The following is a 14560-nucleotide window of genomic DNA, read 5'->3' as shown; positions in this document are numbered from 1 at the left end:
TTTGATCGGGGCCCACCGGGAGTTTTCTGACAGCGCTGACAGCTGGCCGTCACGGTGCTGACCGGGTTGTCGGGCTATAACTGTGCCCAGATCATGGCCATCCTTCCGACATCATTGCCCGGCGCTCTCACCCCATGCCCATTGCCAAGAAAACAGTCGTGACCGCAGCGGTACTCGTGGTGCTCATCGCCGGTGTCGCGTGGTTCCTGAACAAGCCCGCCACTGCCAGGCTGGCCGCGCCCACGGCCATTCCGGTCCGGGTGGTCAGCGTGCACCAGCAGGATGTGCCGCGTTACGCCAGCGGCATCGGCACGGTGCTGTCGCTGCACAGCGTGGTGATTCGCCCACAGGTGGATGGCATCCTGACCCGGCTGCTGGTCAAGGAGGGGCAACTGGTCAAGACCGGCGACCTGCTGGCGACCATCGATGATCGTTCGATACGCGCCAACCTCGATCAGGCCCGGGCCCAGCTGGCGCAGAACCAGGCCCAGTTGCAGGTGGCCCAGATCAACCTCAAGCGCTACAAGCTACTGTCGGTGGATGACGGCATCTCGAAGCAGACCTATGACCAGCAAGTGGCCCTGGTCAATCAGCTCAACGCCACGGCCCAGGGTAACCAGGCTGCCATTGATGCCGCTCAGGTACAGCTTTCCTACACTCAGATCCGCTCTCCCGTCAGCGGCCGGGTGGGGATTCGTACCGTTGATGAAGGCAACTTCCTACGCATGAGCGATACCCAGGGCCTGTTCTCGGTAACCCAGATCGACCCGATCGCCGTGGAGTTTTCCCTGCCCCAGCAAATGCTGCCAACCCTGCAGCAACTGATCCGCGCCCAGGACCCGGCGGCGGTCAAGGCCTTCCTCGGCGCTGACAGCAACAGCGCCGGGGCCCTGCTGGGCAACGGCCACCTGACCCTGATCGACAACCAGATCAACGCCGGGACCGGCACCATCCGCGCCAAGGCGGAGTTCAGCAACGCCCAGCAGCAGCTGTGGCCCGGGCAACTGGTGACGGTGAAAATCCAGACCGCCCTGGACCAGAACGCCCTCACCGTACCGCCGACCGTGGTCCAGCGCGGCCTGGACCAGCACTTCGTGTACCGGGTCAAGGGCCAGCAGGTGGAAGTCGTGCCGGTGCAGGTGGTGTATCAGGACAGCGGGTTGAACATCATCTCCGGGGTCCAGGCTGGCGATGTGCTGGTCAGTGACGGCCAGTCGCGGCTCAAGCCCGGCTCCCAGGTCCAGGTACTGAGCGATCCACCCCAGGTGGTACAGGCGACGGAGCCCCAGCCATGAAGGGCCATGGCTCGGTGTCAGCCTGGTGCGTCGACCATCCGGTTGCCACCGTCCTGCTGACCTTCGCCCTGGTGCTGTTGGGCGCCATTGCCTTCCCGCGCCTGCCGGTGGCTCCGCTGCCAGAGGCCGAGTTCCCGACCATCCAGGTGTCCGCCGCCCTGCCCGGTGCCAGCCCGGACACCATGGCCTCTTCCGTGGCCACGCCCCTGGAGGTGCAATTCAGCGCCATTCCCGGCATGACCCAGATGACCTCCAGCAGCGCCCTGGGCTCGTCCTTGCTGACCCTGCAGTTCACCTTGAACAAGAGCATCGACACCGCCGCCCAGGAAGTGCAGGCGGCGATCAACACCGCCGCTGGCAAGTTGCCCAAGGACATGCCCACCCTGCCCACCTGGAAGAAGGTCAACCCGGCGGACAGCCCGGTGCTGATCCTCAGCATCAGTTCGACGCAGATGCCCGGCACCGAGCTGAGTGACTACGCGGAAACCCTGCTGGCCCGACAGATCAGCCAGATCGACGGGGTCGGCCAGATCAACATCACCGGCCAGCAGCGCCCGGCGATCCGGGTCCAGGCTTCGGCGGACAAACTGGCGGCCATCGGCCTGACCCTGGCCGACATCCGCCTGGCGATCCAGCAGACCAGCCTCAACCTGGCCAAGGGTGCACTGTATGGCGAGTCGAGCATCTCCACCCTGTCCACCAACGACCAGTTGTTCCATCCCGAGGAATACGGCCAGTTGATCGTTTCCTACAAGGACGGTGCCCCCGTGCACCTGCAGGATGTGGCGCTGGTAGTCAACGGTTCGGAAGACGCCTACGTCCAGGCCTGGTCCGGCGACCAACCGGGGGTCAACCTGGTGATCTCGCGCCAGCCCGGCGCCAATATCGTCGAGACCGTGGACCGCATCCAGGCTGCCCTGCCAGGCCTGGAGGCCATGCTCCCGGCCTCGGTGCAGGTCAAGGTGCTGGTGGACCGGACCCAGACCATCCGCGCCTCATTGCACGAAGTGGAGATCACCCTGCTGATCGCCGTGCTGCTGGTGGTGGCGGTGATGGCGCTGTTCCTGCGCCAGTGGTCCGCGACCCTGATCGTCTCCGCGGTGCTGGGCGTGTCCCTGACCGCCAGTTTCGCCTTGATGTACGTGCTGGGCTTCAGCCTGAACAACCTGACCCTGGTGGCCATTGTCGTGGCCGTGGGCTTTGTGGTGGATGACGCCATCGTCGTGGTGGAGAACATCCACCGCCACCTGGAAGCCGGCGACGGCATGCGCGAGGCGGCAATCAAGGGCGCCGGCGAGATCGGCTTCACCGTGGTCTCCATCAGCTTCTCCCTGGTGGCGGCGTTCATTCCCCTGCTGTTCATGGGCGGCGTGGTGGGCCGGCTGTTCAAGGAGTTCGCCCTGACCGCCACTTCCACCATCATGATTTCGGTGGTGGTCTCGCTGACCCTGGCCCCCACCCTGGCGGCCCTGTTCATGCGCGCGCCGGTGCACCCGGCCCATGCCAAGCCGGGCTTCGGCGAGCGCCTGCTGGCGGTCTACGAGCGCGGCCTGCGCAAGGCCCTGGCCCACCAGAAACTGATGCTGGGGATCTTCGGCCTGACCCTGAGCATGGCCATTGCCGGCTATATCCTGATCCCCAAGGGCTTCTTCCCCGTGCAGGACACCGGCTTCGTGCTCGGTACTACCGAGGCTGCGGCGGACATTTCCTACCCGGACATGGTGAAAAAGCACCAGGCGCTGGCCGAGATCGTCGCCGCCGACCCGGCAGTGCAGGCCTTCTCCCACTCCGTGGGGGTCTCGGGCAGCAACCAGACCATCGCCAACGGCCGCTTCTGGATTTCCCTCAAGAACCGTGACGACCGGGACGTGTCTGCCAGTGCCTTCATCGACCGCATCCGCCCGCAACTGATGAAGGTGCCCGGCATTGTCCTGTACCTGCGGGCCGGCCAGGACATCAACCTCAGCTCTGGTCCCAGCCGCGCCCAGTACCAGTACGTACTGAAAAGCAACGACGGCCCGACCCTGAGCACCTGGACCCAGCGCCTGACGGAAAAGCTGCGCAGCAACCCGGCCTTCCGTGACATCTCCAACGACCTGCAACTGGGCGGCAGCATCACCCACATCCAGATCGATCGCACGGCTGCCGCGCGTTTCGGCCTTACCGCCAGCGATGTCGACGAGGCACTGTACGACGCCTTCGGCCAGCGCCAGATCAACGAGTTCCAGACCGAGATCAACCAGTACAACGTGATCCTTGAACTCGACACCCAGCAACGGGGCAAGGCCGAGAGCCTCAACTACTTCTACCTGCGCTCGCCGCTGACCGGAGAAATGGTCCCGCTCTCTGCCCTGGCGCGCTTCAATGCGCCCACCATCGGCCCGCTGTCGATTGCCCACGACGGCATGTTCCCGGCGGCCAACCTGTCCTTCAACCTGGCCCCCGGCGTGGCCCTGGGCGATGCGGTCATCCTGCTCAACCAGGCCAAGAGCGAGATCGGCATGCCAACGGCCATCAGCGGCAATTTCCAGGGCGCGGCCCAGGCCTTCCAGAGCTCGCTGGCCAGCCAGCCGTACCTGATCCTGGCGGCGCTGGTGGCGGTGTACATCATTCTCGGGGTGCTGTACGAAAGCTTCGTGCATCCCTTGACCATCATTTCCACCCTGCCCTCGGCCGGGCTGGGCGCCTTGCTGATGCTCTGGCTGTGCGGCCAGGACTTTTCCATCATGGCGCTGATCGGCCTGGTGCTGCTGATCGGCATCGTCAAGAAGAACGGCATCCTGATGATCGACTTTGCCCTGGAAGCCCAGCGCCACGGCGGCCTGCCTCCCGAGGAGGCGATCTACCAGGCCTGCATCACCCGCTTCCGGCCGATCATCATGACCACCCTGGCCGCCCTGCTCGGTGCCCTGCCGCTGATGCTCGGCTACGGCGCCGGCGCCGAACTGCGCCAGCCCCTGGGGATTGCCGTGGTGGGCGGCCTGCTGGTCAGCCAGGCCCTGACGCTGTTCACCACGCCGGTCATATACTTGTGGCTTGAACGGCTGTTCCACCGGCCCCAGCCGGCCCTGTTGCCGGCCACCACTACCTGAGGCGGGTCATGCGCGTTCTGATTATCGAAGACGAAGAAAAAACGGCCGATTACCTGCACCGCGGGTTGACCGAGCAAGGCTACACCGTCGACCTGGCCCGGGACGGCGTCGAAGGCCTGCACATGGCTCTGGAGGGCGACTATGCCGTGATAGTGCTGGATGTGATGCTGCCCGGCCTGGATGGCTTTGGCGTATTGCGAGCACTGCGTGCGCGCAAGCAGACCCCGGTGATCATGCTCACCGCCCGCGAACGCGTGGAAGACCGCATCAAGGGCCTGCGCGATGGCGCCGACGACTACCTGGGCAAGCCCTTCTCCTTCCTTGAACTGGTGGCCCGCCTGCAAGCCCTGACCCGTCGCAGCGGTGGGCATGAGCCGGTGCAGATCAGCATCGCCGACCTGTGGATCGACCTGATCAGCCGCAAGGCCAGCCGTGCCGGCAGCCGCCTGGACCTGACCGCCAAGGAGTTTTCCCTGCTCAGCGTGCTGGCCCGGCGCCAGGGCGAGATCCTGTCCAAGACCGCCATCGCTGAAATGGTCTGGGACATCAATTTCGACAGCGACGCGAATGTCGTCGAAGTGGCGATCAAGCGCCTGCGGGCCAAGCTCGACGGCCCCTTCGAACAGAAACTGCTGCACACCATCCGTGGCATGGGCTATGTGCTGGAGAGCCGCGGTGCCGAGTAACTCCATCGCCCTGCGCCTGAGCGGGCTGTTCACTCTGGTGGCGCTGCTGATCTTCCTGCTGATTGGCGGGGCCCTCTACCAGCAGGTGGACAAGGGCCTGGGGCTGCTCCCGGAAGCCGAACTGGATGCGCGCTACAGCGTGCTGGAGTCGGCCCTGACCCGCTACGGCAACCCCGAGCACTGGGCCAAGATCAACGCCAAGCTCAAGCTGCTGAGCGAGGAAGACAAGCGCATCCGCTTCTGGGCCATCAGCGGCGACCCCGGCTATGAATACGGCAGCCCCGACGCGCAGATCCGCGAATTCGCCCAAGGCCCCCTGGGCATGCGTGACCTGAACCTGAGCGATCACCCCTATCCGCTGAAAGTCCTGGTCAGCCAGTTGCCGGCCAAGGAACAGCGCCCGACCCTGCGCTTTCTGATCGCCATCGACACCGACACCTTCCACCAGACCCAGCATCAGTTGCTGATGGCCCTGATCGGCCTGGCCATTGTCGGCGTGCTGCTGGCCTCGGCCCTGGGCTACTGGGTGGCGCGGATCGGCCTCAAGCCGCTGATCAAGCTCTCCCAGGAAGCCCAGCGCCTGGCACCGCCACGACTGTCCGGGCGCCTGCAATTGTCGCCACTGCCGCCGGAACTGAAGCAGTTCGTCAATTCCTTCAACTCCACGTTGGAACGGGTCGAACACGCCTACTCGCGCCTGGAGTCGTTCAACGCCGATGTGGCTCACGAACTGCGCTCGCCCCTGACCAACCTGATCGGCCAGACCCAGGTCGCCCTGACCCGGGGGCGCTCGGCGGAGCATTACTTCGAGGTACTGCAATCGAACCTCGAAGAGCTGGAGCGGCTGCGTTCGATCATCAACGACATGCTGTTCCTGGCCAGTGCCGACCAGGGCAGCAAGGCCACCAAGCTCACCACCAGTTCCCTGGCGGCGGAAGTGGCAACGACCCTGGACTACCTGGACTTCATCCTCGAAGACGCCCAGGTCAGGGTCGAGGTTCAGGGCGATGCCCAGGTGCGGATCGAGGTTGCCCACCTGCGCCGGGCCCTGATCAACCTGCTGAGCAACGCGGTGCAGCACACCGCAGCCGGGGAAGTGATCCAGGTGCGGATCGAGGTCCAGGAACACCAGGTGGCGATCGCCGTCAGCAACCCGGGGCAGGACATTGCCAGTGAACACCTGCCACGGCTGTTCGAGCGTTTCTACCGGGTGGATGCCTCGCGCAGCAACAGCGGTGCCAATCACGGCCTGGGGCTGGCCATCGTCAAGGCCATCGCCCTGATGCATGGCGGCGATGTGTTCGTGCGCAGCGACCGGGGCATCAATACCTTCGGCCTGTACCTGCCTCTCTGACTCGGGATTCTCGGATTCTGTAGGAGCCGGCTTGCCGGCGAAGGCGTCAACACATCCGGCGCAAGGCAATAGGACGCGTTCGCTGGCAAGCCAGCTCCTACAAGCCAGCTCCTACTATTGTTTTTTTTGTAACAGTCCTTATCCTGTTCGGCTCTTTTTCCAACAGCCACGTGGTTATATTTTTGTCGCACCGAATTGAACTTGCTCTGCAAGAAGGTCTTCAGAAATGTCCAACAGTATGGGTATCGCCAGCGCGTTTGTTTTGTCTTCCCTGTTCGTGGCACCAATGGCCATGGCCGAAGAATCCCAGGGATTCGTGGCAAGAAATGCCGCACGCGCCGCCGCTTTCGAACAAGCCCAGATCGCCCAGGCAGCCCAGCAGCAAAACACTCAGCAAGCCCAGAAGATCACTGCCGAGCAAAGCAAGAGCGACACTCAGAAAGACAGTTGATCCACGCTTCCGACTTGTTTCCCTCGACAACTTCTCTGCTTTCAACCCGGGAGTAAGTTGTCTTAAAGCCGCTGAGTTCAGCGGCTTTTTTTTGCCGTATAGAAACCCTCGGCACACTCGTCATACCCAGAACAAGAAACACCCGAATTCACAATAAGAAGCCATTGTCGTTCACCAAAGGAGCTAAACGTTGTTCAAGACCTCACTGAAGATCAGCCCCCTGTTCATTGCAATCGCCGCAACGATCCCGACACTCGGGCAAGCCGCCGAAGAAACCAAGGCCGAGGGTTTTGTCGAGGGTTCGAGCCTCAAGCTCAACGCCCGCAACTACTACATGAACCGCAACCGCCTGCAGCAGAACAAAGACAACATCGAATGGGGCCAGGGTTTTCTCGGCGTCTTCGAGTCGGGCTACACCCAGGGCACCGTGGGTTTCGGCCTTGATGCCAACGCCATGCTCGGCCTCAAGCTGGACGGTGGTGGCGGCACCACCAAGTCGAGCATCCTGCCTATCAGCGACGATGGCCGGCACAAGGCACCCGGCTCGTTCTCCACCGCCGGCGCCACCTTGAAAATGCGGGCCTTCGATACCGAGCTCAAGGCTGGCGACCTGTTCCTCAACAACCCGGTGATCGCCGGTGGCATGAGCCGCATGCTGCCCCAGACCTTCCGCGGCGTGAGCCTGACCAACCACAGCTTCGACGGCTGGTTGATCGAGGGCGGCCAGGCCAGCTTCACCAAGCCGTACAACCAGAGTGGACACAAACGCATCGGTACTTCCTACGGCAGCCTGCGCGAGAGCGACGAGAGCCTGCACCTGAACTGGGCCGGCGTGGCCTGGAGCGGCGTGCCAGGGCTGACCAGCAGCCTCTACGCGTCCGAACTCAAGGACATCTGGAACCAGTACTACTACGACCTGGACTACACCTACGCGGTCAACGAACTGGTCAGCCTCAACCCGGGCCTGCACTTCTATCACACTCAGGACACCGGCCAGGCGCTGCTGGGCAACATCGACAACAACACCTACAGCCTGCACTTCACCGTCGGCGTGGGTAACCACAGCGTCACCGCGGCCTATCAGCGGGTCAACGGCAACACACCGTTCGACTACATCGCCCAGGGCGACAGCATCTACCTGGACAACTCCCAGCAGTATTCGGACTTCAACGGCCCCAACGAGCGTTCGTGGAAGCTCAAGTACGCCTATGACTTTGCCGGTCTCGGCCTGCCGGGCCTGACTTCGGCGCTGTCCTACTCGCGCGGCGAGCTGGACCTGACCAAGGTCGATCCGGCCAGCCGCGGCTATGCCAGCTGGTACAGCGCCGACGGCAAGAACGCCAAGCACTGGGAGCGCGACCTGGACCTCAAGTACGTGGTGCAGGGTGGCAGCGCCAAGGACCTCGCCGTACGCCTGCAGTGGGCCACCAACCGTGGCGGCAACGGCTACGGCGCGCTGGACAACGACACCGACGAATACCGGGTGATCGTCGACTACCCGATCAACGTCTTCTAAGCCGCCCAAACAAAAAGACCAGCATGTTTTGCTGGTCTTTTTTTTATCGGAGATTTATACAAGCGCGCAGGCGTGACCGATTTCTGTAGCCCACGTCCACACTAGACTCAAAACTGTCGACGCAGCAGAAATCAAAATCATGAACGTGAGTAGTGCGACACCCCGCACAGGGAAGATCGCGTCAAATACCGAGCGCCTGCTGATCCTCTCCAGCTCGCTGATCGTTGTAGCCATTCTCGGCATCGTCACCTACCTGTTGATCCGCGAACACGCCGCTGCCGAACAGGCTGCCACACGTGCCGCCAACAACATCGTGCAACTGATCGACGCCGATGTATTGCGCAACGTCGAGCTCTACGACCTGTCTCTCAAGGGACTGATCAGTGCCGCGCAACGTGACGATCTGAAGGATGTTTCGGCGTCCATACGTCACCTGGCGCTGTTCGACCGGGCCACCGCAGCGCCCTACAAGGGCGACATCCTGCTGCTGGACAGGCACGGCGACGTGCTGGCCGACTCGGCCTCGGTCGTGCCGCGCACGGGCAACTACGCCGATCGCGAGTACTTTCGATCGCACATCGACAATCCGGACCCGAGGATGATGATCAGCCCGCCGTTCCGCGCGCGCACCGCCGATCACGACTGGCGGATCAGCTTCAGCCGCCGGCTCAGCGACGAGCATGGCCAGTTCATCGGGGTGGCCGAAGCGGCCATGCGCCTGAGCTACTTCAACGAGCTGTTCAGAAATCTGGATATCGGTCGCAACGGTACGATCAACCTGGTGAGCCGCGACGGCGTTCTGCTGGCCCAGCAACCGCCGCTGGCAGACGACCTGATAGGCAAGAACTTCAGCAGCCGCCCCAACTTCGTCCGCATTCTGCGTGAAGGCAACGGCAGCTTCAGCAGCGTCTCCAGCGTTGATCAGAAGCAGCGGCTGTACACCTTTTCCCAGGTCGGCGATCTGCCCCTGATCGTGATTGTCGCGCTGTCCATCGACGAGGTCTTCGGAGCCTGGCAACGCACCGCGGTGCTGATCAGCGGCGCCACTGGCGCCCTCTGCATCGCCCTGTTCTGGCTGACCTGGCAGTTGTGCCGCGAACTGCGGCGCCGGCAGAGCGCCGAGCAGGAACTGGCGCGCCTGGCAGCCGTCGATGCCCTCACCGGCCTGGCCAATCGCCGGACCCTGGACCAGGTGCTGGGCAACGAATGGTCGCGGGCTCGGCGCGCCAACCTGCCGTTGTCGCTATTGATGGTCGATGTCGATCACTTCAAATCCTTCAACGACCGCTTCGGCCATCCGCTGGGGGACCAGGCCTTGCGTGCGGTGGCACAGAGCATTGGCGCCTGCGTCGGGCGCCCATCGGACCTGGCGGCGCGCTATGGCGGCGAGGAGTTTGCGGTCATCCTGCCAGGTACCGACAGTGCCGGCGCCGCCGTACTCGCCGAGAAGATCCGCACCAGTATCGCCGCCTTGCCGGCCATCAGCGAACACGCCGCGCCGCTGACCGTGAGCATTGGCATCAACACCTGGTCGGGTAACGCCGATATCGGTCTTGAACAATGGGTGAGCGACGCCGACAAGGCGCTGTATCAGGCCAAGTACAGCGGGCGCAACCGGGTGGTTTCCAACATGTCCCAGGGCGGCTCCAAGCGCGGCGCTTGAAACCGCAGGCATAAAAAAAGGCCATCCGGGGGGATGGCCTTCAAAAACAAAAGGAAAGAGAGAGTGACTTACACGGCCGCAACCGGACGCATGTAAGAGATCGGTGCAGTGCTGGCATCTTCGAAGGTCACGACTTCCCAGGCATCTTTCTGCTCAATCAACTTGCGCAGTAGCTGGTTGTTCAGTGCATGGCCCGACTTGAAGCCTTTGAACTCACCTATCAGGCTGTTGCCCAGCAGGTAGAGGTCGCCAATTGCATCCAGGATCTTGTGCTTGACGAATTCGTCTTCGTAGCGAAGACCGTCTTCATTCAGTACGCCATCCGAATCGACCACAATTGCGTTTTCCACGCTGCCGCCGAGTGCGAGGTTGTGCTTGCGCAGGTACTCGATATCACTCATGAAACCAAAGGTACGGGCGCGGCTGACTTCTTTTACAAACGAAGTACTGGAGAAGTCCACGCTTGCACTCTGGGTGCGGTCACGGAAAACCGGGTGATCGAAATCGATCTCGAAGCTCACTTTAAAACCATCGAAAGGCACGAAAGTGGCGCGCTTGTCGCCGTCTTCCACGGTCACTTCACGAAGGATGCGGATGAACTTTTTAGCTGCGTCCTGTTCTTCGAGGCCAGCAGATTGAATCAGGAATACGAAGGGTCCGGCACTGCCATCCATGATCGGGACTTCAGACGCGGAGAGCTCGACGTAGGCGTTATCGATGCCCAGGCCAGCCATGGCCGAGAGCAAGTGCTCCACCGTGTCCACTTTGACGTCACCGTTGACCAGAGTGGTCGACATCGTGGTTTCGCCAACATTTTCCGCGCGAGCAGGAATCTGCACCACAGGGTCCAGGTCGGCACGACAAAACACAATGCCGGTGTCGACAGGCGCAGGCTTGAGGGTCAGGTATACCTTCTCCCCGGAATGCAGGCCTACACCTGTGGCACGGATAATATTCTTCAGGGTGCGTTGTTTAATCATGGCTTGGGCCGCTTCAGCGCAAATTGCGAACTGGTATCAACAAAGGCTGGCGATAATAGCAGACCATGCCTTTGCTGAACACCAATCACCCTAATACCCCTGATGCATTCCATCAATCGGCCTGACGACGCAGGAATGCCGGGATGTCCAGGTAGTCCAGATCATCTTGCGGATTCAGCTTCGCCGCGGTCGCCGCGTTCGACTGCGCCTGATTGCGCATGACGGTCGGACGGTCCAGGTCACGGTAGTTCACCGACGGCAGTTCCTGGCGAGCAGGGGCTGGCGCTTGCGACTGGGCGGACATGGAAGTCTGGACGGTATTGTCGATGACCTTCACAGGCTTCTCGATTTTTGCGCCCAGGCCGGTGGCCACTACGGTTACATGCAGCTCGTCACGCATGTCCGGATCGATAACGGTACCGACCTTGACCATGGCGTGTTCGGAAGCGAAGGCCTCGATGATGCTACCCACGTCGGAGTACTCGCCCAGGGACAAGTCAGGACCGGCGGTGATGTTCACCAGGATGCCGCGTGCGCCTTCCAGGTTCACGTCTTCCAGCAGCGGGTTGCGGATCGCCGCTTCAGTGGCTTCACGTGCACGGTTCGGACCGCTGGCGCAGCCAGTGCCCATCATCGCCATGCCCATTTCGCTCATCACGGTACGTACGTCGGCGAAGTCGACGTTGATCATGCCCGGACGCTTGATGATGTCGGAAATACCGCGAACGGCACCGGCCAACACGTCGTCCGCCTTGGCGAAAGCCGACAGCAGGCTGGCGTCCTTACCGAGGATGGTCAGCAGTTTCTCGTTGGGGATGGTGATCAACGAGTCGACGCTTTCGCTCAGCGCGCGGATGCCCTCATCGGCGATCTGCATGCGCTTGCGGCCTTCGAACGGGAACGGACGGGTCACCACCGCAACGGTGAGGATGCCCATTTCCTTGGCCACTTCAGCAATGATCGGCGCCGCACCGGTACCGGTACCGCCGCCCATGCCGGTGGTGATGAACACCATGTTGGTGCCCGCCAGTACTTCAGCGATACGCTCGCGGTCTTCCAGGGCGGCTTGACGGCCGACTTCCGGATTGGCACCCGCACCCAGGCCCTTGGTCACGCCGGTACCCAGTTGCAGGATGGTCCGCGCGCCGATGTTTTTCAGCGCTTGAGCATCAGTGTTGGCGCAGATGAACTCGACGCCTTCGATGTTGCTCTTGACCATGTGATTGACCGCGTTGCCGCCGCCACCGCCAACACCGATAACCTTGATTACCGGACTTTGCGGGATGTTGTCTACGAGTTCGAACATTTTCCCTCTCCTTTCATTTCTCTAGTTTTTCGCCTACTGCCTACTGCTTTGAAACGGTGTTGCGGTAAATCTTTAGAAGTTGCCCTGCACCCAGCTCTTGATGCGATCGAGCAGTGCCGCCTTGGGCTCGTCGCTGCTGTAGCTGTCGCGGCTGCCGATGCCAGAGAACGAGATGCCGTCGGACTGTTTCTGCAGCCCGTACAGCAGCAAGCCGACACCGGTGGAATAGATCGGGTTGCGCACCACGTCGGACAGGCCCTTGACACTGTGGGGCACGCCCAGGCGAACCGGCATGTGGAAAATTTCCTCGGCCAGTTCCACCGCGCCTTCCATCTTCGAAGTGCCGCCAGTGAGCACGATGCCCGCCGGGATCAGGTCTTCGTAGCCACTGCGGCGCAGTTCGGCCTGGATCAGGGTGAACAGTTCGTCGTAACGCGGTTCGACCACCTCGGCCAGGGCCTGGCGCGAGAGTTCGCGCGGTGGGCGGTCGCCAACGCTTGGCACCTTGATGGTTTCGCCGGCACCGGCCAGCTTGGCCAGGGCGCAGGCGTAACGGATCTTGATTTCCTCGGCGTACTGGGTCGGGGTACGCAGGGCCATGGCGATGTCGTTGGTCACCTGGTCGCCGGCAATCGGAATCACCGCGGTGTGGCGGATCGCGCCTTCGGTGAAGATCGCCATGTCGGTGGTGCCGCCGCCGATATCCACCAGGCACACGCCCAGCTCTTTCTCGTCGTCGGTGAGCACCGAGTAGGCCGAAGCCAGCTGCTCGAGGATGATGTCGTCGATTTCCAGGCCGCAACGGCGCACGCATTTTTCGATATTCTGCGCGGCATTCACTGCACAGGTGACCACGTGCACCTTGGCTTCCAGGCGTACGCCGGACATGCCCAGGGGTTCACGCACGCCTTCCTGGTTGTCGATCACGTAATCCTGCGGCAGGGTGTGCAGAACCCGCTGGTCAGCCGGGATCGCCACGGCCTGGGCAGCGTCGAGGACCCGCTCCAGGTCCGCCGAGCTGACTTCACGGTCGCGAATCGCCACGATGCCGTGGGAGTTCAGGCTGCGGATGTGATTGCCCGCCACACCGACGAACGCCGAGTGGATACGGCAGCCCGCCATCAGTTGCGCCTCTTCCACCGCACGCTGGATCGACTGCACGGTGGATTCGATATTCACCACCACGCCCTTCTTCAGGCCGCGGGAAGGATGGGTGCCGATGCCGACGATTTCCAGCGAGCCATCGGCCGCGACTTCGCCCACCAGCGCCACAACCTTGGAGGTACCGATATCCAGGCCGACGATCATTTTGCCGCTTTGCACATTTGCCATGGTCCTGCCTCTTCTTAATTCTTCGCGACGGCAGGTTGCGCCGTCGTGGGTGCCGCCGGATCGCGCCAGCCGACGGCCAGGCCGTTGGCGTAGCGCAGATCGATGCGCGCGATGTTCGTGATCTGTTCTTTCAGCGTTTTTTCATAAATGGCAATGAAGCGGCGCATCTTCTCCACCAGGTGATCGCGGCCCAGGAGCAGTTCGATACCCGGGCCGGCACTGCCGGCGCCGGTGGTCAGGAACCAGCTGCCGCGCTCGCGCAGCTCCAGACGGGCGATCGAAAAGCCCAGCGGCCGCAGCATCTGGCTCAACACCTGATACTGCTGCATCACTTGCTGCTGGGCCCGCTGCGGCCCGAACAACTGCGGCAAGTGCTCATAGTTCGCCAGTTCACGCGGGGTGAAGGCCTGGCCCTGGTTGTTCAACAGCGCCTCGTCGCCCCAGCGGGCCACCGGCAGTTGTTCTTCCAGGCGAATCACCACTTGGTCCGGCCACACCCGACGTACCTCGGCGTGGGCGATCCAGGGCATCTGCTCCAGCTCGGTGCGCATGCTCGCCAGGTCGATGGTGAAGAAGCTCGCCGCGACATAAGGCGCGATCCGCTGCTGCACCGCCTGCTGGCTGATGTAGCTCAAGTCCCCCTGCACCGCGATCTTGGTGATCGGGCGGTCGGCGTACGGCAGCAGGCGCTGGGCCCCTTCATAGGTGCCAAACCCCAGAGCCACCAGCAGCACCGGCCAGAACAGGCTTTTCAGAAAGCCGAAGTTGGCTTTCGGCAGGCGCGCCGACATCGGCTCTTTGGCCACCATTCGGCTGGCACCCCGCGGCACCGGCTTGCGGCCGGGTGCGGGTTGCTGATGACGAAGCGACGCGCCTTGCATGGAC

At 62.6% G+C, this 14560-nt stretch carries 11 protein-coding genes; 7 read left to right on the top strand and 4 right to left on the bottom strand.

Going from position 1 to position 14560, the window contains the following annotated elements; translation table 11 throughout:
- The first annotated feature begins 134 nt into the window (after positions 1-134).
- The 7 genes from AC1RGE_RS17230 (at position 135) to AC1RGE_RS17200 (ending at position 10057) form a co-directional block, all read left to right on the top strand.
- Complete coding sequence (locus AC1RGE_RS17230) at positions 135-1295, top strand: efflux RND transporter periplasmic adaptor subunit (protein ID WP_011063297.1); 1161 nt, start codon at positions 135-137, stop codon at positions 1293-1295.
- Entirely contained in the window at positions 1292-4387 is a 3096-nt protein-coding gene (locus AC1RGE_RS17225) for a multidrug efflux RND transporter permease subunit (RefSeq protein WP_492584693.1), read from the top strand. The genes AC1RGE_RS17230 and AC1RGE_RS17225 overlap by 4 nt, the downstream gene beginning before the upstream one ends.
- Before the next feature lie 8 nt (positions 4388-4395).
- Positions 4396-5073 (top strand): heavy metal response regulator transcription factor, encoded by a 678-nt coding sequence (locus AC1RGE_RS17220; RefSeq protein WP_011063299.1) that lies wholly within the window; start codon positions 4396-4398, stop codon positions 5071-5073.
- The gene (locus AC1RGE_RS17215) at positions 5063-6427 is read left to right on the top strand and encodes a heavy metal sensor histidine kinase (protein ID WP_011063300.1); all 1365 of its coding nucleotides are present in this window, start codon (positions 5063-5065) and stop codon (positions 6425-6427) included. The genes AC1RGE_RS17220 and AC1RGE_RS17215 overlap by 11 nt, the downstream gene beginning before the upstream one ends.
- 226 nt (positions 6428-6653) lie before the next feature.
- Entirely contained in the window at positions 6654-6878 is a 225-nt protein-coding gene (locus tag AC1RGE_RS17210) for a hypothetical protein (RefSeq protein ID WP_011063301.1), read from the top strand.
- A 190-nt stretch (positions 6879-7068) separates the two neighbouring features.
- On the top strand, positions 7069-8394 hold the full coding sequence (locus AC1RGE_RS17205; protein WP_492584691.1) for an OprD family porin: 1326 nt from the start codon (positions 7069-7071) through the stop codon (positions 8392-8394).
- A gap of 139 nt (positions 8395-8533) precedes the next feature.
- On the top strand, positions 8534-10057 hold the full coding sequence (locus AC1RGE_RS17200) for a sensor domain-containing diguanylate cyclase (RefSeq protein ID WP_011063303.1): 1524 nt from the start codon (positions 8534-8536) through the stop codon (positions 10055-10057).
- Between the two features lie 68 nt (positions 10058-10125).
- On the opposite strand, the gene lpxC is transcribed toward AC1RGE_RS17200, so the two are convergent.
- The 4 genes from lpxC to AC1RGE_RS17180 form a co-directional block, all read right to left on the bottom strand.
- Positions 10126-11037, bottom strand: coding sequence for a UDP-3-O-acyl-N-acetylglucosamine deacetylase (lpxC, locus tag AC1RGE_RS17195; RefSeq protein ID WP_011063304.1), 912 nt, complete (start codon positions 11035-11037; stop codon positions 10126-10128).
- A 112-nt stretch (positions 11038-11149) separates the two neighbouring features.
- Complete coding sequence (gene ftsZ / locus AC1RGE_RS17190) at positions 11150-12343, bottom strand: cell division protein FtsZ (RefSeq protein WP_011063305.1); 1194 nt, start codon at positions 12341-12343, stop codon at positions 11150-11152.
- A gap of 72 nt (positions 12344-12415) precedes the next feature.
- Complete coding sequence (gene ftsA, locus AC1RGE_RS17185) at positions 12416-13675, bottom strand: cell division protein FtsA (RefSeq protein ID WP_011063306.1); 1260 nt, start codon at positions 13673-13675, stop codon at positions 12416-12418.
- Positions 13676-13689: 14 nt separating this feature from the next.
- On the bottom strand, positions 13690-14556 hold the full coding sequence (locus AC1RGE_RS17180; RefSeq protein WP_015636926.1) for a cell division protein FtsQ/DivIB: 867 nt from the start codon (positions 14554-14556) through the stop codon (positions 13690-13692).
- Between the last annotated feature and the right edge of the window lie 4 nt (positions 14557-14560).

This window comes from Pseudomonas sp. GW823-FHT02C05 (genome assembly GCF_058797595.1).
The sequence above is the reverse complement of the archived record's forward strand: the minus strand, read 5'-3'. Positions and strand labels throughout refer to the sequence as shown.